A 23,455-nucleotide genomic window follows, 5' to 3' on the forward strand; every position below is an offset into this window, starting at 1 on the left:
CATCCACTTTTGACCCAACACGCCATAGCGGATACTTATAATGTCTGACTTGAAAACAGCCGCTCTCGAATACCATGCTCAACCCCGTCCAGGTAAGTTGAGCGTTGAACTGACCAAGCCTACCGCTACCGCTCGTGATCTATCTCTGGCTTACAGCCCGGGTGTAGCAGAGCCTGTCCGCGAAATCGCTCGTGATGCCGAGCTCGCCTACCAGTACACCGGTAAAGGTAACCTGGTTGCTGTGATCTCTGACGGTACAGCCATCCTTGGTCTGGGTAATCTGGGACCATTGGCGTCAAAGCCGGTTATGGAAGGCAAGGGTGTCCTGTTCAAGCGCTTTGCCGGTATCGACGTGTTCGATATCGAAGTCGATGCCGAAAGTCCACAGGCGTTCATTGATACCGTAAAACGCATTTCCATTACCTTCGGTGGTATCAACCTGGAAGACATCAAAGCGCCTGAGTGCTTCGAGATCGAAAAGGCTCTGATCGAGCAGTGCAATATTCCGGTTTTCCATGATGATCAGCACGGTACGGCTATCGTGACTGCGGCTGGTATGCTGAACGCGCTGGAAATTGCTGGCAAGAGTATAGAAGACGCTAAGATCGTTTGTCTGGGGGCAGGTGCGGCAGCCATTTCCTGCATGAAGCTGCTAATTAGCATGGGCGCCAAGGTCGAAAATATCTTCATGCTGGATCGTCAGGGTGTGATCCATTCTGGTCGTACCGATCTCAACCAGTACAAGGCTATCTTTGCGACCGAGACTGACAAGCGTACCTTGTCTGACGCGCTGGATGGCGCTGATGTGTTCGTTGGTCTGTCTGGTGCGAACCTGCTGAGCGCTAAGGATTTGCAGCGCATGGCGCCGAATCCCATCGTATTCGCCTGCTCTAACCCGGATCCGGAGATCAAGCCGGAATTGGCTCATGAAACCCGTTCAGATGTCATTATGGCCACTGGCCGTTCCGACTATCCGAACCAGGTGAACAACGTGTTGGGTTTCCCCTTCATTTTCCGAGGTGCACTGGATGTGCGGGCTACGGTTATCAATGAGGAAATGAAGATTGCAGCGGCTCATGCGCTACGGGATCTTGCCAAGCTTCCAGTACCGAAGGAAGTATGTGAGGCCTATGGTGTTGATGAGTTGAGCTTTGGCCGTGGATATATCATTCCAAAGCCTATGGATCCTCGTCTGATCACAGTGGTCTCCGATGCAGTCGCCAAAGCGGCTATCGAGTCGGGCGTAGCGACCCGTGCATACCCGGCACACTATCCGCTCAAGTCGGTTAGTGACGTTTTTAGTCACTAACCAGGACAATAAAAAACCCCCGCTTAGGCGGGGTTTTTTATTGTCCTTTAGAACAGGTCCATTGGGGCAGACTCATCGGACGGAAGTGGCGTGCCAGGCGAGCTGCCTGGGCCTAGCTCATCCATAGGCGGCGGTGTGTCTTCATTCTTGAACAGCTCGAAGTACGCGTCAGGGGTACCAGGCGGAGCCGCTCGGCCACTGACAGGATCAATGCGCAGGGTGGCAATTCCCGGTGGTTCCGCTGGCAGGTGGTCGGGTTTGCCTTCCAAAGCACTGCCCATGTACTGCATCCAGATGGGAAGTGCCACATTACCGCCAAACTCATGACGACCCAGCGTGTCTGGCTGATCAAAGCCTACCCATACCGTAGTAACGTAATCAGCGTTATAGCCGGAGAACCATGTGTCTTTTGAGTCGTTTGTCGTTCCGGTTTTACCTGCTAAGTCCCCGCGCTTCAGCTCAAGCGCTCGACGACCCGTGCCGCGCTTGATCACATCCTGCAGCATGCTAGTCATGATATAGGCGTTACGCGGATCAATGATTTGCGGTGCAATGGCAGGTGTCTGACTCATCGTGCCGTCGGCGTTGGTTACGCTGGCAGGTGTTACCTGAACATTCTCCGGGGCAGCTGCCGCAGTATTTGCGTTCTGCGGAACACGTGGCGGATTAGCCTGATAAAGCAGTTGTCCGTCGCGACTCTCAACCTTCGAGATAATGTAAGAGTTGACCTTGTAGCCGCCGTTTGCAAAAGCTGTCCAGCCATTGGCAATTTCCATTGGCGTAAGGCCGGGTGTACCCAACGCCAACGAAAGGTTGCGTGGCAGAAGGTCTTTTTCAAAGCCGAAGCGGGTTACATAGTTAATCGCATAATCGATACCAATGGCTTGTAGAAGGCGAATGGAGACCAGGTTGCGCGAGCGATACAGTGCCTCACGCAGGCGTATAGGGCCCAAGAAGGTGTTCGTATCGTTCTTGGGACGCCACGCCTCGTCCATGCTGCTGTCCATAAACACGATAGGCGCGTCATTAACGAGCGAGGCTGCGGTATAGCCTTTATCCAGGGCGGCACTGTAAATGAATGGCTTGAAGCTCGAGCCCGGCTGACGACGAGCCTGGGTGGCGCGATTGTAGTTGCTTTGCTCGAACGAGAACCCACCCACCAAGGCCTGAATGGCACCGTCTTGTGGATCAAGCGATACCAGCGCGCTTTGGGCCTTGGGGACCTGAACAAATCGCAAGCTGCCATCTTCTTGACGCAGAATACGAATCAGGTCACCTACTTTGACGACATCGCCAGGCGCATTCGGTTTAGGCCCCATGCTGTTGGCACTAATATAAGGGCGAGCCCATTTCATATTTTCCCAGGCTACAGCTTCTTCCTTGTCGTTTGCTGTCAGGACCAATATGCCGCTTTTTTCGGTCTGGGTGACGATGGCTGGCTCCAATCCTCCAACAGTACGATGGGATTGCAGCAGGTTTAACCATTCACTGCGCGACTTGTTCGGATAATGCGCTTCAGCTCCACGATAGCCGTGGCGCTGGTCATAGTCGATCAAGCCGTTGCGCACGGCGGCATTGGCAACGTTCTGCAGGTGGCTATCGATAGTCGTCGTAACCTTATAACCCTCTGTATAGGCATCGCTACCATACCGTCCGACCATTTCCGCTCGAGCCATCTCAGCGACATAGGGCGCTGCGAGCTCCGGTACGGCGACGTGATGGTAGGCGTCGATAGGTTCAGCCACGGCCGTTTCGTAGGCGCGCTGATCGATATAACCCAGCTTTAGCATCCGCTCGAGAATCCAGTTTCGTCTCTCCTTGCTGCGCTCGGGGTTTACGATCGGGTTATAGCGTGACGGTGCTTTTGGCAGGCCGGCAATCATCGCTTTCTGCGCTAGCGTCAGCTCATTGATTGATTTGCCGTAGTACACCTGTGCAGCGGCCTCGATTCCATAGGCGCGGTTGCCTAGATAGATCTTGTTGACATAGAGCTGCAGAATTTCATCCTTTGTAAGCTGGCGCTCAATTTGCAAGGCCAACAGTATCTCGGTGAATTTACGTGAAAAACTGCGTTCGCTGGTCAGGAAATAGTTCTTGGCCACCTGCATGGTGATGGTGCTGCCGCCGGTCTGAATGTGACCTGTTTTGACCAATTGTGCTACGGCACGCATCAGACTTTTAACGTCTACACCGTAGTGGTTGGCAAAATTGTCGTCCTCAGCCGAAAGCAGCGCATGGATGAAATCTGGAGGGATTTCGGAGAAACGTAAAGGCGAGCGCCGCATTTCTCCAAATTCGGCGATCAGCTTTCCATCTGCGCTGTAAATGCGAAGGGGGATCTGCAACTGCACGTTCCGCAGGGCATCTACCGAGGGTAGGCTCGGGCTAAGGTAGAGGAAGGCGCCGCTAAGCCCAAGAAAGACGCTGCAGACGATGCCAAGACAAGACCACCAGATAAATTTTAACAAACGCATTGGATATGGCTTTTTCAGCTATAAAGAAGTGAATCTGGCAACAATTTTGCGAGCCAAGAAGTAGGCGCATTATAGGCAGTTTTTGGGACAGATCGCCATTTGCGCGTATGTCAAGTCTGCCAGCTAATGCCGATGAATACGAATCGCCCAATGCGTGGCGAATACAGATAGGGAAACTGTTGTGCTAGGGCTATTCAAAAAGAAGACGAATACGCTACTGGGAATCGATATCAGCTCAACGTCTGTCAAGTTGCTTGAGCTGAGTCGTGCTGGTGGACGGTATAGGGTCGAAGCCTATGCCGTTGAGCCGTTGCCGCCGAACGCCGTGGTGGAAAAGAACATTGCCGAGCTTGAAGGCGTAGGGCAAGCGCTGGGCCGGGTTCTGGCCAAGGCTCGAACGAATGCTCGAAATGCAGCAGTGGCGGTAGCGGGTTCGGCTGTTATTGCAAAGACCATCGAAATGGATGCGGGTCTTTCGGATGACGAGCTTGAAAACCAGATCAAGCTTGAGGCGGATCAGTATATTCCTTATCCCCTTGAGGAAGTGGCGATTGACTTCGAGGTTCAAGGCCAGTCGGCGCGTAATCCAGGCCGTGTTGAAGTTCTCCTTGCGGCATGTCGCAAGGAGAACGTTGAAGTTCGTGAGGCCGCGTTAGCGTTGGCCGGGCTTTCCGCCAGGGTTATTGATGTAGAAGCTTATGCTCTTGAGCGTGCTTATACGCTAATGGCCGGGCAGCTAGGCGGTAATGTCGATGAATTGACGGTTGCGATTGTTGATATTGGCGCCACGATGACTACCCTTAGCGTTCTGCATAATGGCCGTACCATTTATACGCGCGAGCAGCTCTTTGGCGGACGTCAGCTGACCGAGGAAATCCAGCGTCGTTACGGGCTGTCCATCGAAGAAGCCGGTCTTGCCAAAAAGCAGGGCGGTCTGCCTGATGATTATCAGGTCGAAGTGTTGACCCCTTTTCGGGATGCGGTTGTCCAGCAGGTTGCTCGCTCGCTGCAATTCTTCTTTGCAGCCGGACAATACAACGATGTGGACTATATCTTGCTTGCAGGAGGAACCGCGTCAATTTCCGGCCTGGATCGGCTGATCCAACAGAAAATTGGCACTCCGACCCTAGTTGCTAATCCGTTTGCTGATATGACGCTAAATAGCAAAGTCAATGCAAGTGCTCTGGCCAGCGACGCTCCGGCGCTCATGATTGCCTGCGGTCTGGCTATGAGGAGCTTCGACTGATGGCCCATATTAACCTATTACCTTGGCGTGAACAGCTAAGGGAAGAGCGCAAGAAGCGCTTTCTGGTGGTTATTGGCGGGATGTTTGTCCTGTCGGCCGCAATCATCTTTCTAGGTGATAAGTACTTTACCTCTGCAATTGAGAACCAGGACGCCCGTAATGCCTATATACAAGGCGAAATTGCCGTTCTGGACTCTCGCATCAAGGAAATCAGTGAACTGAAAACACGCAGACAGCAGCTCCTTGAGCGAATGAAGATCATTCAGGACTTGCAGGGCAACAGGCCTGTCATTGGCCATGTGTTTGATCAATTGGTGCGCACGTTGCCGGATGGCGTGTATTTCACTGGTCTTAAGATGCAGGGCGATACCATTTCCATTGTTGGTGAAGCGGAGTCCAACAACCGTGTTTCCAACCTTATGCGTAACTTCGAAAATTCCGAATGGCTGGCTTCGCCTAATCTGACAGAGGTCAAGGCGCTGACGTCAGGTGCAGTTGACCAGAACAATGCCTTCCAAATGACGGTAAAACAGACAAAGCCGGCTGTGCCAACGCCTGCGGTGCCCGCACAAGGAGGTAAGTCATGAGTTTGGCCGATACTCTGGCAAGCCTTCGCAAGATCGATCTGAATGATCTTGATATGGATAACCTGGGTGCATGGCCCCCAGCAGCCAAGGTGATTACCTGCATTCTGATTGTCGCTGTGGTGCTGGCGCTAGGCTATAACTTCTATCTGAAGGACATGCAGACAGAGCTGGAAAGCAAGCAGGCTCAGGAAGAAACCCTCAAGCAGCAGTTTGGGAGCAAGGCATTTCAAGCCGCTAACCTGGATGCCTACAAGGTTCAGATGACTGAAATGGAGGAGTCATTTGGTGCCATGCTGCGTCAGTTGCCCAGCGATACAGAGGTACCTGCACTGCTCGAAGATATTACGCGTACCGGGTTGAAAAGCGGTCTTGAGTTCGAGCAGATTCGTTTGCTTCCTGAAAACGTACAGCAGTTCTACGTTGAGTTGCCCATCCAGATTACGGTGGTGGGGAGCTATCACGATCTGGCGACATTTGTCAGCAGTGCCTCAAGCCTGCCGCGTATCGTGACGTTGCATGATTTCGATATCAGCCGTGTATCGCCTGACAGCGGAGCGCAGCTGCGAATGAACATTCTGGCCAAGACGTATCGCTATAACGACAAGGGATTGCACCAATGAGAGCCCGAATTCTGATGTGTGGGCTTTTGCTTGCTGCGCTGTCAGGGTGCGGTGGCGGGGATGATGTGTCCGATCTTCAAAGTTATATGGATGAAGTTCGGGCAAGGCCGAAGGGGAGTATAGAGCCATTGCCCCAGTTTCAGCCTTATGAGCCATTTGCTTATGGCGCGGCTGATATGCGCAGCCCATTCCAGCCACCTATAAAAATTGATTTAACGGCGAAGCAAAGAGGATCAAAGAACATCAAGCCTGATGAAACCAGGCCGAAACAATTTCTGGAAGGCTTCAATATTGAAACCTTCCAGATGGTGGGCACGCTTTCCAATGCATCAGGTCGTTTTGCCTTGATCAAGGGAGCTGGAGGAGTTCACCGCGTCAAGGTGGGTGATTATCTGGGTAGAAACGATGGGCGTATCGTTTCTATTACCGAAAGTCAGATTGATGTGATTGAGATCGTTCCTGATGGAGAGGGCGGCTGGCTCGAAAGACCCCGTACTCTTTCGCTAATAGAGAGTTCTTAAGGACGGGGCATGATGTTGCACAAAACTATTCTACAAAGGGTCTCAGGGAAGAGCGCCCTCACGCTGGCCATACTCTTGAGCGGAATCTGTCCCTCTTTGCTGCTGGCGGCAGATCTCAAGGCCTTGAACGTGGCCTCTTTGCCGGGCGACAGAGTCGAACTCAAACTATCGTTCGATCAGCCAGTAACAGCCCCCAAGGGCTATACCATTGAGCAACCTGCGCGCATCGCTTTGGATCTGCCTGGCGTTAATAACAAGCTAGGCGTTCGCAACAAGGAGTTGGGATCGGGGAATGCCAGAAGCGTTACCGTAGTCGAGGCGGGTGACCGCACGCGTCTTATCGTGAATCTGACTGCATTGGCGCCTTACTCGACCCGCGTTCAGGGTAACGACCTGTTCGTTGTCATTGGCGGCGACCAGGCTGCTCGCACGACTAGTGCTTCTGTCCCGGCACCATCCTTGCCGCGCTCCGGTGCTGCGCAAGCCCCAGCGCCTGCAACCAACCCTGCCGGCCGTGTCTTTTCCAGCGTGCCGAGATTGGCTGGGAAAGCCATCAGGAATATCGACTTCAAGCGAGGTGATGACGGAGAAGGTAACGTTATCATTGACCTTTCAGAAACAGGTATCAGCCCTGACATACAGGAGCAGGGTGGAAAGATTCGTCTTAACTTCGGCAAGACGCAGCTCCCTGATGCTCTACGTGTTCGGCTTGACGTCAAAGACTTTGCTACGCCAGTACAGTTTGTAAACGCCTCAAGTCAGGCTGGTGACACGGTCATTACAATTGAGCCTACAGGCGTATATGACTATCTGGCCTACCAGACAGATAACAAGCTGACCATTAGCGTCAAGCCACTGACTGCCAAGGAAAAGGAACAGCGTGCCGCTGAGCGTTTCACCTATACCGGTGAAAAATTGTCTTTGAATTTCCAAGATATCGATGTTCGCTCGGTCCTTCAGTTAATTGCTGACTTCACCGGTTTGAACCTGGTGGCCAGTGACACTGTACAAGGCAACATCACGCTGCGCCTGCAGAACGTGCCGTGGGATCAAGCGCTTGACCTTGTTCTGAAAACCAAGGGACTCGACAAGCGACAAATAGGCAACGTGCTGTTGATTGCGCCAGCGGATGAGATTGCGGCGCGTGAGCGCCAGGAATTGGAGTCACAAAAGCAGATTCAGGAGCTGGCGCCGCTACGCAGAGAGCTGATCCAGGTTAATTACGCCAAGGCTGCCGATATGGCCAAGCTGTTCCAGTCGGTTACTAAGGCTGATGCCGGACAAAGCGAGCGTGGCTCTATCACTGTCGATGATCGAACCAATAGCATCATTGCTTACCAGACCCAAGATCGCCTGGATGAGCTAAGACGAATTGTCTCTCAGCTCGATATTCCGGTTCGTCAGGTGATGATCGAGGCGAGGATCGTTGAGGCAAACGTCAACTACAACAAACAGCTAGGTGTTAACTGGTCAGGTTCTCGGTCTGGCAATGGCAACTTTACTATCAGTGGAGGCGCTGGCTCTACTACTGGGACGTCTTCACCTTTTGTAGATTTGGGTGTAGGTAGTGCAACGTCCGGTATTGGGATCGGGTTCTTGACGGGCAGTACTACTTTGGATCTTCAGTTGTCTGCCATGGAGGCTACTGGTAATGGTGAGATAGTCTCTCAACCCAAGGTAGTAACGTCTGATAAAGAAACAGCAAAAATCTTGCGTGGTACCGAGATTCCTTATCAGGAGGCCAGTTCGAGCGGTGCAACAAGTACCTCCTTTAAGGAAGCGGCGCTTTCGTTAGAGGTAACGCCTCAGATCACGCCTGATAATCGAATTATCATGGAAGTTAAGGTGAATAAGGATGCACCTGACTATCAGAATCGCCTGGATAATGGCGCTCCGCCTATTTCAAAAAACGAGGTGAATGCCAAAGTACTAGTGGCTGATGGTGAAACTATCGTAATCGGGGGCGTTTTCTCGAATACTCAAAGCAAGTCGACGAGTAAAGTACCTTTATTGGGCGATGTTCCCTATGTCGGTCGCCTATTTAGACGCGACTCGGTTACGGATGAAAAAGTAGAGCTGCTTGTCTTCCTCACTCCGCGTATCATGAACAACCAAGCTATTGCCGTTGGTCGTTGATTGAAGTGCTGAATGTGTTTCTCGTGGGTCCGATGGGTGCTGGTAAAAGCACCATCGGACGCCTGCTCGCTAAAGAGCTCCATCTCCCGTTCAAAGACGCTGACAGAGAAATCGAGCAGCGGACCGGAGCTAATATTCCCTGGATTTTTGATGTTGAGGGGGAGCAGGGCTTTCGTGAGCGGGAACGCCTGGTTCTGGAGGACCTTTGTAAATCATCAGGGCTGGTGCTTGCTACCGGAGGCGGCTCGGTACTGCATGAAGATAACAGGCGCATCCTGAAAGCAAGCGGGCATGTGATCTATTTACATGCCTCCGTCGAGCAGCAGATCGAAAGAACGGCCCGTGATCGGAACCGCCCCCTTTTGCAGACGCCCGATCCTGCACAGGTCTTGCGTAATCTGATGGCTGTTCGCGATCCGCTCTACCGTGAGATAGCGGCCACCATCATAGAAACGGACGAGCGGCCCCCTCGACTGGTCGTTCAGCAAATACTTGAGCGTTTAAAAGCACTCATCCCTCGTTAAAGGCTCTGGCGTTCTGCGTTATCCTAGCGGCCTTTCATTGGGGGGATTTATGCGAACACTAAACGTCAATTTGGGCGAGCGTAGTTATCCCATCTTCATAGGTCAGGACGTGCTGTCCCAGCAGCAGTACATTCTGCCCTACATAAAAGGCCGAAAGGTCGCCGTCGTTACCAACGAGACGGTAGCGCCTCTTTATTTGGAAAAGCTCAAAGCCACACTGCAGGGTAAAGAAGTAACCGCTGTCGTGCTGCCTGATGGAGAGCGCTATAAGACATGGGAAGTTCTACAAAAAATCTTTGATGCCTTGCTTGAAGACAAACATGACCGTGCCACCACTATCATTGCCCTGGGCGGGGGTGTGATCGGTGACATGGCAGGGTTTGCAGCCGCATGTTATCAACGGGGCGTTGATTTCATTCAGGTTCCAACCACTCTGTTGTCACAGGTGGATTCCTCCGTGGGGGGTAAAACCGGAATCAATCATCCGCTTGGCAAGAATATGGTAGGCGCGTTCTATCAACCCAAGGCTGTAGTGATCGATACCTCCAGCCTTGTTACGCTACCTGAACGTGAGCTGTCAGCTGGGCTTGCTGAAGTCATCAAGTATGGATTGATCTGCGATGAGCCTTTCCTGGTAAGGCTGGAAGAAAGCATCGATCAATTACGCTTGCTGGATCAATCCAAGCTGAGCGAGGCTATAGAGCGCTCCTGTGCAGCGAAGGCTGATGTGGTTGGCGCGGATGAGCGGGAGTCCGGCATTCGAGCCACGCTGAACTTGGGGCATACGTTTGGGCATGCAATCGAGGCGCACCAGGGGTATGGCTCATGGCTGCATGGTGAGGCGGTTGCTGCCGGTACGGCGATGGCGCTGGAAATGTCTTGTCGTCTGGGTTGGCTGAGCCGTGATGATCAGATTCGAGCCCTACGGTTATTCAAGCGTGCGGGGCTTCCTGTCGTTCCTCCTGCTAGCATGTCGCCTGACGATTTCATGAAATACATGGCGGTTGATAAAAAGGTTCTGGATGGCCAGTTGCGCCTTGTGCTGCTCAAGCGGTTGGGCGAGGCCGTGGTAACCAGTGATTTCCCTTATGACACCCTCAAGCAGACGCTAAGTGCCGATTATCAGGCTTTGGCGGAACAGCTCGGAGATTGAAAGAAGTCTTATGTCCAGTCTGCATGCCGACGAGGCCTTCCTCGGCCATTACGAATTTACTCACGATCCTTTTGCGCCACGCGTGCCAGGATTCAAGTTTTATCCTGCCCAGCGCAAAACGGTTCTCGGGCAGTTACATCATCTTGCTCGCTATAGCCATCTTCTGCTTGCGGTAACAGGGCCTGCCGGAAGCGGGAAAACCTTGCTGAGACAGGCGCTTGTTGCCAGTACCAAAAAGGATGCGGTCCATAATGTTGTCGTGTCGGCACGTGAGGTGCAGGACAAGAACACACTATTGCGCAAGTTAAGTCAGGGATTGGGCACGCCTCAAGCGAGCATCGAAGCGGTGCTATCTCAGGTTGGTCAAGTGACATTGACTGGCCAGGAAGTCTATTTTCTGGTCGACGATGCCCATGAGTTGGATGATGACGCACTGGAAGCCCTGTTGGCATTGGCAGAAGGTGATGAGAAGAATCGCCCTCATGTATTCCTGTTTGGGGACGCCGAGCTGACAGGTAAGCTGGAAAGCCTTGCGCAAGGCGAGGAGCGCTACCACGCCATCGAGCTTTTGCCTTATACCGAAGAGGAAACTCAAGGGTATCTGGCGCAGCGCCTGGAAGGTGCTGGCCAAAGTATTGATATTTTTACGCCAGAGCAGATCGAGACCATTCACCAGACCTCCGGTGGATGGCCGGGGGAGATCAACGAAGCTGCGCGAGACGTGTTGATCAGCGGCATGCTGAGTCAGCGTGGCGGTGGTGGTAGCAAATTCAAGGGTGGTCAACAGCTATTGGCTAACCTGCCTCGCAAGCACCTGATCATTGTGGCAGTCATCGCTGTCGGTGTCTTGGCGGCGTTGCTCATGAAGGGTAATGATTCATCGCCCAAGATGGCCTCGACTGACGGGACCGAACAATCCCAAGGGGATGGCAAGTCGGGAACGGCAATTAAGTTCGATGGTTCTTCCCAGCCTTTGCCGTTGCCTTTGGTCGGTGAGGCCCAGCCCGTCATCCGTGAGCCGCTGGCTCAGGCAGCAGGGCAGGAGGAGTCTGAAGGCAATGGCGTGAGCGGCTCTATTCAGTCTGGCGAAGACGATTTTTCCTCAACGCCACCTGAGATGCCTTCTGCCCAGGCGCCTGTCAGTGTAACGGCTCCAACGCGTCCCCTGGCGCCGGCCGCAACACCTGCTCCAGCCGAGCCTGTACATACAACACCCAGACAGGTTGCTTCTGCGCCGGTCAAGCCTGAAGTCAAGGTTGAGCCCAAGCCTGCGCCGGCAAAGCCTGCAGCTCAGGAAACACCCAAGACAGCTCAGGGCAATGGCGGTGGCTGGTACAGCACTCAGGGTGGAACGCACTATGCGCTTCAGGTGTTAGGAACCAGCTCTGAAAGCAGTGCGCAAGCCTTTATTCAGCAGCAAAGCGATAGCGCCAATTATCGTTATTTCAAAAAGCAGTACCAAGGTAAGGCGCTTTATGTTGTGACCTATGGTAGTTTCGCTAACCGTGCGGCAGCTGAGGCAGCTGTGAAACAATTGCCTGCCAAGGTTCAGTCGGCCAAGCCATGGCCTCGCACGTTTGCCAGCATCCAGCAGGATATCGCTTCAACGCGATAATTCTTTAGACAGCGCCCATGTTGCATATATCATTTTGCGACATGGGCGTATTTCATTTTTAGGACTCTAAGATTCAGGATCGCGACAAAAACTTTGTCTTGTTCTGATATCCGGTATACAATGTCATCCCTTTGCCTGCCGTAAAAGTAGCGTGCCCAAGCGCCTGGCAGTGACAAGTGGATTGACTAGAAATAGATTGCCGGTGAGAGTTCCCATGAAAGCAGGCCTGTACAATCCTGAAACGTTCAAGGATAACTGCGGCTTCGGCCTGATTGCCCATATGCAGGGCCAGGCGAGTCACCATTTGCTGCAAACGGCCATCGAGGCCCTGACCTGCATGACGCATCGCGGCGGTATCAATGCAGACGGCAAAACCGGCGACGGTTGCGGTCTGTTGATACAAAAGCCCGACGCGTTCCTTCGCGCTGTCGCTTTAGAAACATTCGGCGTTGAGCTACCCGCCCAATACGCCGTTGGCATGGTTTTCCTCAATCAGGACGACCAAAAGGCCGATGTGGCCAGAAACCACATGAATTCCGAATTTGCTGCTGCTGGCCTTACCGTGGTCGGGTGGCGCAAGGTTCCCGTGGATACCTCTGTATTAGGACCTTTGGCGCTTGAGCGCCTACCTAAGATCGAGCAGGTATTCATTAGCGGCGAAGGTCTCGATGATCAGCAGTTCGCCGTAAAGTTATTCACATCCCGCCGCCGTTCTTCGGTATTGAACAAGAACGATGCGGAGCATTATGTCTGCAGTTTGTCCAGTAAGGTCATCATCTATAAAGGCTTGATGATGCCAGCAGATCTGGCTGCGTTTTTCCCTGACCTCGGCGATGAACGTCTGCAAACTGCCATTTGCGTGTTCCATCAGCGTTTCTCGACCAACACGCTGCCCAAGTGGCCGTTGGCGCAGCCGTTCCGCTACCTGGCGCACAATGGCGAGATCAATACCATCACGGGCAACCGTAACTGGGCCCGAGCGCGGCGTACCAAGTTCGTCAATGAGCTGCTTCCTGATCTGGATAGCCTGGGTGATTTGGTCAATACCGTAGGGTCCGACTCCTCAAGCATGGATAACATGCTCGAATTGCTGGTGACCGGCGGAATGGACCTGTTCCGTGCCGTGCGCATGATCATTCCGCCAGCCTGGCAGAACGTCGAAACGATGGACTCAGGGCTTCGCGCATTCTATGAATTCAACTCCATGCACATGGAGCCATGGGATGGTCCGGCTGGAGTTGTATTGACAGACGGGCGCTATGCCGTCTGCCTGCTTGATCGCAACGGCTTGCGTCCTGCCCGCTGGGTGACAACCAAGAATGGCTATATCACCCTGGCCTCGGAAGTGGGTGTCTGGGATTACGAGCCCAGTGATGTGATTGCCAAGGGACGTGTCGGTCCGGGTCAGATCCTTGCGGTCGATACCGAAACCGGACAGGTGCTTGAGGCAGATGATATCGATAACCGTCTGAAATCACGCCATCCTTACAAGCAGTGGCTGCGCAAGAATGCCCTGCGTATTCAGGCTACATTGGACGATAAGGATCATGGATCGCCTTTCTACGATTCGGATCGTCTGCGTCAGTACATGAAAATGTTCCAGGTCACGTTCGAAGAACGCGATCAAGTGCTGCGTCCATTGGCCGAGCAGGGGCAGGAAGCCGTCGGTTCCATGGGTGACGATACGCCGATGGCCGTGCTGTCCAAGCGTATCCGTTCGAACTATGACTACTTCCGTCAGCAGTTTGCGCAGGTGACCAACCCGCCTATCGACCCGCTGCGTGAAGCCATTGTCATGTCGCTCGAGACTTGTCTAGGTGCCGAGCGCAACGTGTTCGAGGAGACGGCCGAACATGCCAACCGCGCAATCCTAAGTTCGCCGGTTATATCGCCCGCCAAGTGGCGTACCCTGATGACGCTGGAGCGTCCCGGGTTTGATCGTTTCGTCATTGATCTCAACTATGATGAAAGCGTGGGGCTGGAAGCGGCGGTACGAAATATTGCCGATCAGGCCGAGGAAGCGGTTCGTGCAGGAAAAGTCCTGATTGTACTGTCGGACCGTGCAATCGAGCCGGGCAAGCTGCCTGTGCATGCGTCCCTGGCAGTAGGTGCTGTTCATCACCGCCTGGTGCACACTGGCTTGCGCACCGACTGCAACATCCTGGTTGAAACCGCAACTGCCCGCGATCCTCATCACTTTGCGGTACTGATTGGTTTTGGCGCGACAGCGGTTTATCCCTTCCTGGCCTATGAGGTATTGGGTGACCTGATCCGTACGGGCGAAGTCCTGGGTGATCTTTATGAGGTCTTCAAGTACTACCGCAAGGGAATTACCAAAGGGCTGCTGAAAATCCTGTCCAAGATGGGCATTTCCACTGTGGCTTCCTACCGTGGCGCCCAGTTGTTTGAGGCGGTTGGTTTGTCCAGTGAGGTGACGGATCTATGCTTCCCGGGCGTCACTAGCCGCATACAGGGCGCCCGCTTTGCCGACATTGAGGTCGAGCAGAAGCTGCTGGCGAACGAAGCCTGGAGCAACCGTAAGCCGATCCAGCAGGGCGGCTTGCTGAAGTATGTCTACGGTGGTGAATATCACGCGTATAACCCGGATGTTGTCAATCTGCTCCAGGCAGCTGTTCAGCAAGGCGACTATGCACGGTTCCGTGAGTATTCCGCCCTGGTTGACCAGCGTCCCGTAGCCATGATTCGTGACCTGCTCAAGGTTAAGGTCAGCGACACGCCGCTGGCGCTTGAAGAAGTCGAGCCGCTGGAAAGCATTTTCAAGCGTTTCGATGCCGCCGGTATCTCGCTCGGTGCCCTGTCTCCAGAGGCGCATGAGGCACTGGCCGAGGCAATGAACCGCTTGGGCGGCCGCTCTAACTCGGGTGAGGGCGGTGAAGACCCGGCGCGTTACGGCACGCTGAAAAGCTCCAAGATTAAGCAAGTAGCCACGGGACGTTTCGGTGTAACACCAGAATACCTGGTCAATGCCGAAGTCCTGCAAATCAAGGTGGCCCAGGGCGCCAAGCCGGGCGAAGGTGGCCAGTTGCCGGGCGGCAAGGTGAATGGCCTGATCGCTCAGTTGCGCTATGCCGTACCGGGCGTAACCCTGATTTCCCCTCCGCCCCATCACGATATCTACTCGATTGAGGACTTGGCCCAGCTGATCTTTGATCTCAAGCAGGTCAATCCAAAGGCGCTGGTGTCCGTTAAACTGGTATCGGAGCCTGGCGTTGGTACGGTAGCGGCCGGTGTCGCCAAGGCTTATGCCGATCTGATTACCATCTCCGGCTATGACGGTGGTACAGGTGCATCACCAGTAACGTCCATCAAGTACGCGGGCAGTCCTTGGGAGTTGGGACTGGCCGAGGCGCATCAGACATTGCGTGGCAATGACCTGCGTGGAAAGGTTCGCGTACAGACCGATGGCGGTCTCAAAACCGGCCTCGACGTGATCAAGGCGGCGATTCTAGGTGCAGAAAGCTTTGGCTTTGGTACCGCGCCGATGATTGCATTGGGTTGTAAGTACCTGCGTATCTGTCACCTGAACAACTGCGCTACCGGCGTGGCGACCCAGAACGATAAGCTGCGCAAGAACCATTTCATCGGTACCGTTGAGATGGTGACCAACTTCTTCACCTTTGTGGCAGAAGAAACACGCGAGTGGCTGGCGCGCCTGGGTGTAAGAAGCTTGGGTGAGTTGATCGGCCGTACCGATCTGTTAGAGATCCTGCCTGGCGAAACGGCCAAGCAGCACAACCTGGATTTGACACCACTTCTGGGTAGCGACCATATTCCGGCAGACAAGCCCCAGCACTGCCTTGTTGAGAAGAACCCGCCATTTGACCAGGGTCTCCTGGCTGAGGAAATGGTCCGCCTGGCCCAGTCAGCTATCGAAGGTAAGACGGGCGGTGAGTTCAGTCTGAAGGTAAGCAACTGTGACCGCTCCATTGGCGCACGTGTATCCGGTGAGATTGCTCGTCAGCATGGCAACCAGGGTATGACGTCGGCGCCTATCACGTTCCGCTTTACAGGAACGGCAGGGCAGAGCTTTGGCGTATGGAATGCCGGTGGCCTGAACCTCTATCTTGAGGGTGACGCCAACGATTATGTGGGCAAGGGTATGACAGGCGGCAAGCTGGTCATCACTCCGCCCAAGGGTAGCGCCTTCAAAAGTCAGGAGTCGGCCATCATTGGTAACACCTGCTTGTACGGTGCCACGGGTGGCAAACTGTTTGCGGCGGGTACCGCGGGCGAGCGATTTGGTGTTCGTAACTCTGGTGCCCATGCGGTCGTCGAGGGAACCGGTGATCACTGCTGCGAATATATGACCGGTGGCTTCATCTGCGTTCTGGGCAAGACGGGTTACAACTTCGGCTCCGGTATGACAGGCGGCTTCGCCTACGTGCTGGACATGGATAACAGCTTTGTTGACCGTGTTAACCATGAACTCGTGGAAATTCAGCGTATCAGCAACGAGGCCATGGAGGCTTATCGCAGTCACCTGAGCCGCGTGCTGACCGAGTACGCCGAGGAAACGAGCAGTGAGTGGGGACACTATCTGCTCGAAAACCTGGATGATTATTTCCGCAAGTTCTGGTTGGTGAAGCCCAAGGCTGCCAGCCTGGCCTCACTGCTATCCACTACTCGGGCAAATCCGCAGTAATGCTATAGGCAACCAGCGCCTGACACTTTGTCAGGCGCTGGTTGCGACCGTGAGTTTTCCTGCAGCAGCGAGACTGAACGCTGCCGTGATGAGGTTTAGGTAATGGCTGAACGTCTGAATAACGACTTCCAGTTCATAGAGGTCGTCCGCAAGGACCCGAAGAAGAAACTCCTGCGTCAGCGCAAGAAAGAATTCGTTGAGATTTACGATCCGTTTAAGCCGCAGCAGGCATCTGAGCAGGCGCACCGCTGCCTGGGATGCGGCAACCCTTACTGCGAGTGGAAGTGCCCGGTTCACAACTACATACCAAACTGGCTGAAGCTGGTTTCGGAAGGCAATATCCTGGCTGCAGCCGAGCTGGTCCATCAGACCAATACGCTGCCCGAAGTTTGTGGTCGTGTGTGTCCGCAGGACCGCTTGTGTGAAGGCGCGTGTACCCTGAACGATGGTTTCGGTGCCGTTACTATCGGTTCGGTAGAGAAATATATCGCTGATACCGCTTTTGCCATGGGTTGGCGGCCGGATATGTCCAAGGTGGTGCCAACCGGCAAGCGGGTTGCCATCATTGGTGCAGGTCCTGCAGGTCTTGGCTGCGCCGATATTCTAGTCCGCAACGGCGTTACGCCTGTTGTATTCGACAAGAATCCGGAAATTGGCGGTCTGGTAACGTTTGGCATTCCCGAATTCAAGCTTGAGAAAAGCGTGATGGCGCGCCGCCGCGAGGTCTTTACCGGTATGGGGATAGAGTTCCGCCTCAATACCGAGATAGGCAAGGACATCACAGTGGAGCAGCTGCTTGAGGAATACGATGCGCTCTTCATGGGGATGGGAACTTATACCTACATGAAAGGCGGTTTCCCTGGCGAAGATTTGCCAGGTGTGCACGATGCCCTGGATTTTCTGGTGGCTAACGTCAACCGTAACCTGGGCTTCGAGAAGTCTGCTGACGAGTTTGTCGATATGAAAGGCAAGCGCGTTGTGGTTCTGGGCGGCGGTGATACCGCGATGGATTGCAACCGCACCTCGATTCGCCAGGGTGCCAAGAGCGTAACCTGTGCTTACCGTCGCGATGCCGAGAACATGCCGGGCTCGCGTCGTGAGGTGAAGAATGCCAAGGAGGAGGGTGTTAAGTTCCTCTTCAATCGCCAGCCGATTGCGATCATTGGTGAAGACAAGGTGGAAGGCGTCAAGGTTGTCGAGACGCGTCTGGGCGAGCCGGATGCCCGGGGCCGTCGCAGTCCTGAACCGATTCCGGGATCCGAAGAGATCCTGCCGGCAGATGCGGTAGTCATCGCTTTCGGTTTCCGCCCAAGCCCCGCAGAGTGGTTCGAGCAACATACGATTGCAATGGATAATCAGGGCCGTGTAGTCGCTCCTTCTGTCGGTCAGTTCAAGCATCAAACCAGCAACCCCAAGATTTTTGCGGGCGGCGATATGGTGCGAGGTTCGGATCTGGTGGTGACTGCAGTATTCGAAGGTCGTACTGCAGCTGAAGGTATCCTGGATTACCTGGGCGTTTGAAGCACCAGCCATAAGCTGCTTTGCAGTTCAAGGGCAAAGCGGTTAAGGGCTCGATAGATAAAAGGCACGGATCTCTCCGTGCCTTTTATTTTTGTGTCTGAGAAAATGACAGTACTTTCTTGACGGATATTTTCCATGACTGCTTTGAAGAACGACCGTTTTCTCCGTGCCTTGCTCAAGCAACCCGTCGATGTGACGCCCGTCTGGATGATGCGGCAGGCCGGTCGTTATCTCCCGGAGTATCGCGCTACGCGTGGCCGTGCCGGTGACTTCATGAGTCTGTGCATGAACCCTGAGTTGGCCTGCGAAGTCACACTGCAGCCGCTCGAGCGTTATCCGCTGGATGCCGCCATCCTCTTTTCAGACATTCTGACCATCCCGGACGCCATGGGATTAGGCCTCTATTTCGAGACAGGTGAGGGGCCCCGCTTCAAGAAGCGTATTGAGTCCGCTGCGGATATCGAAGCCTTACCGGTACCGGACCCGGAAGCGGATCTGGGCTATGTCATGAATGCGGTCCGCACCATTCGCCGTGAGCTCAATGGGCGTGTGCCTCTGATCGGATTCTCAGGAAGCCCTTGGACGTTGGCGACTTACATGGTCGAAGGAGGCTCATCCAAGGACTTTCGGCGTAGCAAGGCGATGCTTTATGACAATCCGCAAGCCATGCACAACCTGCTCGATAAACTGGCCCGCTCGGTAACCGCCTATCTGAATGGTCAGATTCAGGCAGGTGCCCAGGCGGTACAGATCTTTGATACATGGGGAGGCAATCTGTCTTCGGCGGCTTATCAGGAGTTTTCTCTCGCCTACATGCGCAGGATTGTTGATGGCCTGATTCGTGAGCGTGAAGGCCGCAAGATTCCTGTCATCCTGTTTACCAAGAATGGCGGTCTTTGGTTGGAGAGCATGGCGGCCTCTGGCGCAGACGCATTGGGACTGGATTGGACATGCGACATTGGCGATGCCCGTAGCCGTGTAGGTGACAAGGTGGCGCTACAAGGCAATATGGACCCAGCGGTACTGTATGCCAAGCCTGACGCGATCCGTTCAGAGGTAGCGCGAATTCTGGCTTGCTACGGTAAAGGCTCCGGACATGTTTTCAATCTGGGGCACGGAATCACGCCGGAGGTAGACCCTGCGCATGCAGGTGCCTTCATCGAAGCTGTTCATGAGCTCTCGGCGTTTTATCACGAGGCATAAGGCGGTCGACAAAGACCGGGCCATGCGCCCGATCCATTAAAAAGGCAAAGCCGCTCATCGAGCGGCTTTAACATTCAAGGGGAGGGCTGGCAGGCGAGCCAGGTGTAACGCAACAGCCAGTGCTCCGACCAGGAGTGTGGCGATGAACAGTCCGACACCATTCCATCCCGCTTCGTGCCAGAACACGCCGCCTAATGTTCCTGCGATGCTTGAGCCCACGTAGTAGCAGAACAGGTAAAGCGACGAAGCTTGTCCCTTTGCTTGCCGAGCACGGCGACCGATCCAGCTGCTGGCGACCGAATGAGCCCCGAAAAAGCCAAAGGTAAACAGCAGCATGCCCACCAGAACCAACGGCAGGGGGGTGAACAGTGTCAGCACCACGCCACCCAGCATCAGAAGAATCACCGCCCAAAAGACGCGGCGGCGACCAAGTTTATCCGCTAATGAGCCTACTTGGGCCGAGCTGTAGATACCCGACAGGTAGACGACTGACAAGACGCCCACAACGGCTTGACTGAGATGATAAGGCTCACCTAACAGGCGATAGCCAATATAATTAAACAACGTGACAAAGGCGCCCATTAACAGAAAGCCCTCGAGAAAGAGCCAAGGTAGCCCAGCGTCTCGAAAGTGTTGGGTAAAGCCATTGACCAGTGTGCGAGGCTTCAGGGGAGTCGGGCGGAAGTGACGTGACTCCGGCAAACGCCGCCAGAATACGATAGCGGCAATCAGCGCCAGACTGCCCAGGATTGCTAGAGCAATCCGCCAAGAGACAAAGTCCACCAAAACGCCGCTGATGACGCGCCCACTCATCCCACCCAGCGCGTTGCCGCTGATATACAGCCCCATGGATAGGCCGATGTGCTGGGGATGGATTTCCTCAGACAGATAGGTCATGGCAACGGCGGCCAGGCCGGATAGCGATAGACCAACCAATGCCCGCGTGACGAGAACACCTTCCCAGGTGGGCATGATGGCGCTGAGTAGCGTAAAGAAAGCGGCGGCGAAGAGTGAGACCACCATGACCGGCTTGCGGCCGATGGCATCTGAAATAGGACCTGTAACCAGTAGCCCGACCGCCATGAGCCCAGTTGATACGGAGAGCACGAGGCTGCTTTTGGCCGCCGTTATACCAAAGGCTTCGGAAAAAATGGGCATCATGGGCTGTACACAGTACAGCAGGGCAAACGTGGCGAAGCCGCCACAGAAAAGTGCAAGGGCTGTATGGATGAACTGGCGAGTGCCTTTCTCAATGTACAAATCGGCATCTTCTACTACCTGGTTGGCAGCTTCACGTGCTGCCTGAATAGGCGCAGGTTCTTCTTCAGGCTGGGCATGCTCGTGACGAGCAGGTAAAGCAGACTTACTCACGTTAAACCTCAAAATCTGGACGAACGAAAGGACGGCGCAGCGAAAGCGCTGCACAATCTGAAATTTATTATTGGTTACTGAAAGAATAAGAGCTGATCTTTATTCTTTCCAATATATTATTCGACCGGTTTGATATGTATTAAATATCAATCGAGGCGCTATGGAATTAAGACATTTACGGTACTTTGTAGCCGTCGCAGATGAGTTGCATTTTGGTCGAGCGGCTGAACTCCTGGGTATTTCACAGCCACCACTGAGTCAGCAGATACAAGCCTTGGAAGAGGAGCTGGGGGCACGCCTGTTTGAGCGCACGAACCGTCGTGTTGCATTGACTGAGGCTGGCCGGCTCTTTCTGGATGAGGCTCGGCAGGTGTTGGCGCAGGTAGATAAGGCCACCGACATTGCACGGCGAGCGCAACGCGGAGAGTTGGGTGAGTTACAAGTGGGTTTTACGGTCTCCGCGCCCTTTATTGCTACCGTGCCACGTTCTATTTTCAATTTTCGCCAGCGTTTTCCGGCGGTACATCTGGCCTTGCAGGAAATGAGCAGCCGAGAGCAGACCGAGGCGCTGATGGATCGCAAGCTTCAGGTAGGACTGATCCGGCCTATTACCATGTCGGATGCGCTGGTCTCGATAGAGCTGTTTCGAGAGCCCCTCGTCGCTGTGATGCGGGCGGACCATCCCTTGGCCCTACAAACCCACGAAAGCATTGCTATCAAACAGTTGGCCGAGGAACCCTTTGTTTACTTTCCTCGTACCTACGGTACAGGTCTATATGACCAATTGATCAGCTTGTCTCAACAAGCTGGATTCAGCCCGCGAATCGTTCAGGAAGCTCGAGAAACTACGATCATTATTGGACTGGTGGCGGCCGGATTAGGTGTTTCGGTTTTGCCAGCAACCTACCGGCGAATGCATATCGAAGGTGTTGTCTACAGAACCCTGGTGGACGAGGGCGCCACCTCCGCATTGTGGCTTATTCACCGTCGTGACGAGCGCTCATCACTTGCACGTGCGTTCATTGAGTTGTTGACGCAAGGCGCCGGTATTATGAAGAGCAGCTGATTTCCAGATGTTTGCCCCAATCCGGTGGGCGTTGAGCGAATCGGTCGTTGCCCGGTTGCTCTTCAAAGGGCCGGGTCAGAACCTTATGAAGCTGGCGAACTTCTTCATAATTACCCGCCTCAGCCTGCTCGATCGCCTGTTGGGCCAGATAGTTACGCAGTACATAGAGTGGATTGACTGCGTGCATGCGCTCCTGGCGTGCCGGTTGATCGCCGCCTTCCTGCTCGGTGCGGCTCAGGTACTGGCGACTCCACTCATCAAATCCAGCCAAATCTACAAAGTCGTTTCGAAGAGCCGCAATCGCCTGCTCCGGAACCTCATCGCCCAGACGTCGGAAGAAGAGTGAGTAGTCAACGGCGCTGCCTTGCATCAGGCTGAGCAGCCGCTCAATCAGCTCCTTATCCGCCGCTTGCTCTGTCATAAGGCCGAGTCGACGTCGCATCAATGCCTGGTAATGCGCCTCATAAAGCGGCAAAAATAATTCGAGTATTCCTTTCAGCGTTTCGACAGGCACCCTCGGCGTCAACGCCTGCGCCAGTGCCGCCAGGTTCCAGTGCGCAATGGGGACCTGATTGCTGTAGGAGTATCGGCCACTGTAGTCAGAGTGGTTACAGATAAAATGCGCGTCAAAGTCATCCAGGAAGGCATAAGGGCCGAAATCGAATGTAATGCCGAGAATAGACATGTTGTCTGTGTTCATCACGCCGTGGCAAAAGCCGTAAGCCTGCCAGTAGGCGATCAGCTCGGCGTTGCGCTCGACGACTTCACGGAAAAAAGCCGCATAAGGATCAGGTTGCTCCAGGCATTTTGGGTAGTGCGCCTCAAGCACATGCTGGCCAAGCTTTTCCAACAAATCATTGCGCTGCGTATAGTAGAAGTATTCGAAATGCCCGAAGCGTATATGGCTTTGGGCAAGCCGTAGCAGCATGGCGCCGGTTTCGACTCGTTCGCGTATGACCTCTGTAGTGGAGCCGGTCACACACAGCGCGCGGCTTGAAGGGATACCCAGTGCATAAAGTGCTTCTGAGGCCAGAAACTCTCGAATGGACGAGCGTAAGACTGCACGTCCGTCTCCCATTCTTGAGTAGGGTGTCATGCCGGCACCCTTGAGGTGAAGATCCCAGTGCTCTCCCTTGTCGTTTATGACCTCGCCAAGCAAAAGGCCGCGGCCATCACCCAGGCGAGGATTGTAGGAGCCGAACTGATGCCCCGAATAAACCATGGCGCGTGAGTCGGCTGTATCCCAGAGCTTGTGCCCGGAAAAGATTTCCGTGAATTCCGGTCGTTGCGCCTCGGCAACATCCAGATCCAGCAGTGCCATGGCGGCCTCCGAGACGACCACCAACTTTGGATTTTCAATAGGCTTGGGTTGGATGGCCGTCGAAAAATCATCGCCCAGACGGGCAAAGCGGTTATCGAACTCAAGCGCTTCAAGGGTTTTCACGG

General features: G+C 54.2%; 16 protein-coding genes. 13 read left to right on the forward strand and 3 right to left on the reverse strand.

All coding sequences use genetic code 11. The annotated features are described in order from the left end of the window. Window positions 1-40: 40 nt before the first annotated feature. Window positions 41-1,309, forward strand: a complete 1,269-nt coding sequence (locus HMPREF1487_RS12560) for a malic enzyme-like NAD(P)-binding protein (RefSeq protein ID WP_010797028.1) — start codon at window positions 41-43, stop codon at window positions 1,307-1,309. Window positions 1,310-1,356: 47 nt separating this feature from the next. Here the strand turns inward: HMPREF1487_RS12560 and HMPREF1487_RS12565 are convergent, their stop codons facing one another. Further along, a complete protein-coding gene (locus HMPREF1487_RS12565; protein ID WP_010797029.1) occupies window positions 1,357-3,783 on the reverse strand; it encodes a penicillin-binding protein 1A in 2,427 nt (808 codons plus the stop codon). A gap of 181 nt (window positions 3,784-3,964) precedes the next feature. On the opposite strand from HMPREF1487_RS12565, the gene HMPREF1487_RS12570 reads away from it, so the two are divergent. From HMPREF1487_RS12570 to hemE, 11 genes are all read left to right on the forward strand, one after another. Further along, entirely contained in the window at window positions 3,965-5,029 is a 1,065-nt protein-coding gene (locus HMPREF1487_RS12570) for a pilus assembly protein PilM (RefSeq protein ID WP_010797030.1), read from the forward strand. Continuing rightward, complete coding sequence (locus HMPREF1487_RS12575; RefSeq protein ID WP_010797031.1) at window positions 5,029-5,616, forward strand: PilN domain-containing protein; 588 nt, start codon at window positions 5,029-5,031, stop codon at window positions 5,614-5,616. Before HMPREF1487_RS12570 ends, HMPREF1487_RS12575 begins: the two co-directional genes overlap by 1 nt. Then, on the forward strand, window positions 5,613-6,236 hold the full coding sequence (gene pilO, locus HMPREF1487_RS12580; RefSeq protein ID WP_010797032.1) for a type 4a pilus biogenesis protein PilO: 624 nt from the start codon (window positions 5,613-5,615) through the stop codon (window positions 6,234-6,236). The genes HMPREF1487_RS12575 and pilO overlap by 4 nt, the downstream gene beginning before the upstream one ends. After that, a complete protein-coding gene (pilP, locus tag HMPREF1487_RS12585) occupies window positions 6,233-6,757 on the forward strand; it encodes a type 4a pilus biogenesis lipoprotein PilP (protein WP_010797033.1) in 525 nt (174 codons plus the stop codon). Before pilO ends, pilP begins: the two co-directional genes overlap by 4 nt. A 9-nt stretch (window positions 6,758-6,766) precedes the next feature. After that, a complete protein-coding gene (pilQ, locus tag HMPREF1487_RS12590; protein WP_010797034.1) occupies window positions 6,767-8,893 on the forward strand; it encodes a type IV pilus secretin PilQ in 2,127 nt (708 codons plus the stop codon). A gap of 5 nt (window positions 8,894-8,898) precedes the next feature. Next, window positions 8,899-9,417 (forward strand): shikimate kinase AroK, encoded by a 519-nt coding sequence (gene aroK, locus HMPREF1487_RS12595; RefSeq protein ID WP_037030744.1) that lies wholly within the window; start codon window positions 8,899-8,901, stop codon window positions 9,415-9,417. A 49-nt stretch (window positions 9,418-9,466) separates the two neighbouring features. Continuing rightward, the gene (gene aroB, locus HMPREF1487_RS12600) at window positions 9,467-10,570 is read left to right on the forward strand and encodes a 3-dehydroquinate synthase (protein ID WP_010797036.1); all 1,104 of its coding nucleotides are present in this window, start codon (window positions 9,467-9,469) and stop codon (window positions 10,568-10,570) included. A 10-nt stretch (window positions 10,571-10,580) separates the two neighbouring features. Further along, the gene (locus HMPREF1487_RS12605; protein ID WP_010797037.1) at window positions 10,581-12,185 is read left to right on the forward strand and encodes an SPOR domain-containing protein; all 1,605 of its coding nucleotides are present in this window, start codon (window positions 10,581-10,583) and stop codon (window positions 12,183-12,185) included. A gap of 214 nt (window positions 12,186-12,399) precedes the next feature. Further along, complete coding sequence (gene gltB / locus HMPREF1487_RS12610) at window positions 12,400-16,848, forward strand: glutamate synthase large subunit (protein WP_010797038.1); 4,449 nt, start codon at window positions 12,400-12,402, stop codon at window positions 16,846-16,848. 102 nt (window positions 16,849-16,950) lie between these two features. Next, a complete protein-coding gene (locus tag HMPREF1487_RS12615) occupies window positions 16,951-18,369 on the forward strand; it encodes an FAD-dependent oxidoreductase (RefSeq protein WP_010797039.1) in 1,419 nt (472 codons plus the stop codon). Between the two features lie 135 nt (window positions 18,370-18,504). Next, window positions 18,505-19,572: a uroporphyrinogen decarboxylase gene (gene hemE / locus HMPREF1487_RS12620; protein ID WP_010797040.1), complete on the forward strand. Its 1,068-nt coding sequence runs from the start codon at window positions 18,505-18,507 to the stop codon at window positions 19,570-19,572. Window positions 19,573-19,626: 54 nt separating this feature from the next. Here hemE and HMPREF1487_RS12625 read toward each other — a convergent pair whose 3' ends face one another. Continuing rightward, entirely contained in the window at window positions 19,627-20,943 is a 1,317-nt protein-coding gene (locus tag HMPREF1487_RS12625; protein ID WP_010797041.1) for an MFS transporter, read from the reverse strand. 160 nt (window positions 20,944-21,103) lie between these two features. Between HMPREF1487_RS12625 and HMPREF1487_RS12630 the strand changes: the two genes are divergently transcribed. Further along, window positions 21,104-22,009: a LysR family transcriptional regulator gene (locus tag HMPREF1487_RS12630; RefSeq protein ID WP_010797042.1), complete on the forward strand. Its 906-nt coding sequence runs from the start codon at window positions 21,104-21,106 to the stop codon at window positions 22,007-22,009. On the opposite strand, the gene selO is transcribed toward HMPREF1487_RS12630, so the two are convergent. Then, complete coding sequence (selO, locus tag HMPREF1487_RS12635; RefSeq protein ID WP_010797043.1) at window positions 21,993-23,453, reverse strand: protein adenylyltransferase SelO; 1,461 nt, start codon at window positions 23,451-23,453, stop codon at window positions 21,993-21,995. The two genes, HMPREF1487_RS12630 and selO, sit on opposite strands and share 17 nt — an antisense overlap. Window positions 23,454-23,455 lie beyond the last annotated feature (2 nt).

Source organism: Pseudomonas sp. HPB0071 (genome assembly GCF_000478505.2).
Lineage (GTDB): Bacteria > Pseudomonadota > Gammaproteobacteria > Pseudomonadales > Pseudomonadaceae > Chryseomonas > Chryseomonas luteola.

Bases quoted from the DNA above. Each gene is read 5' to 3' on its own strand.
- aroB (WP_010797036.1), top strand. From the start codon at position 9,467: ATGCGAACACTAAACGTCAATTTGGGCGAGCGTAGTTATCCCATCTTC.
- pilQ (WP_010797034.1), top strand. From the start codon at position 6,767: ATGATGTTGCACAAAACTATTCTACAAAGGGTCTCAGGGAAGAGCGCC.
- HMPREF1487_RS12615 (WP_010797039.1), top strand. From the start codon at position 16,951: ATGGCTGAACGTCTGAATAACGACTTCCAGTTCATAGAGGTCGTCCGC.
- HMPREF1487_RS12565 (WP_010797029.1), bottom strand. From the start codon at position 3,783: ATGCGTTTGTTAAAATTTATCTGGTGGTCTTGTCTTGGCATCGTCTGC.
- HMPREF1487_RS12630 (WP_010797042.1), top strand. From the start codon at position 21,104: ATGGAATTAAGACATTTACGGTACTTTGTAGCCGTCGCAGATGAGTTG.
- HMPREF1487_RS12560 (WP_010797028.1), top strand. From the start codon at position 41: ATGTCTGACTTGAAAACAGCCGCTCTCGAATACCATGCTCAACCCCGT.
- HMPREF1487_RS12575 (WP_010797031.1), top strand. From the start codon at position 5,029: ATGGCCCATATTAACCTATTACCTTGGCGTGAACAGCTAAGGGAAGAG.
- HMPREF1487_RS12605 (WP_010797037.1), top strand. From the start codon at position 10,581: ATGTCCAGTCTGCATGCCGACGAGGCCTTCCTCGGCCATTACGAATTT.
- gltB (WP_010797038.1), top strand. From the start codon at position 12,400: ATGAAAGCAGGCCTGTACAATCCTGAAACGTTCAAGGATAACTGCGGC.
- pilP (WP_010797033.1), top strand. From the start codon at position 6,233: ATGAGAGCCCGAATTCTGATGTGTGGGCTTTTGCTTGCTGCGCTGTCA.
- pilO (WP_010797032.1), top strand. From the start codon at position 5,613: ATGAGTTTGGCCGATACTCTGGCAAGCCTTCGCAAGATCGATCTGAAT.
- hemE (WP_010797040.1), top strand. From the start codon at position 18,505: ATGACTGCTTTGAAGAACGACCGTTTTCTCCGTGCCTTGCTCAAGCAA.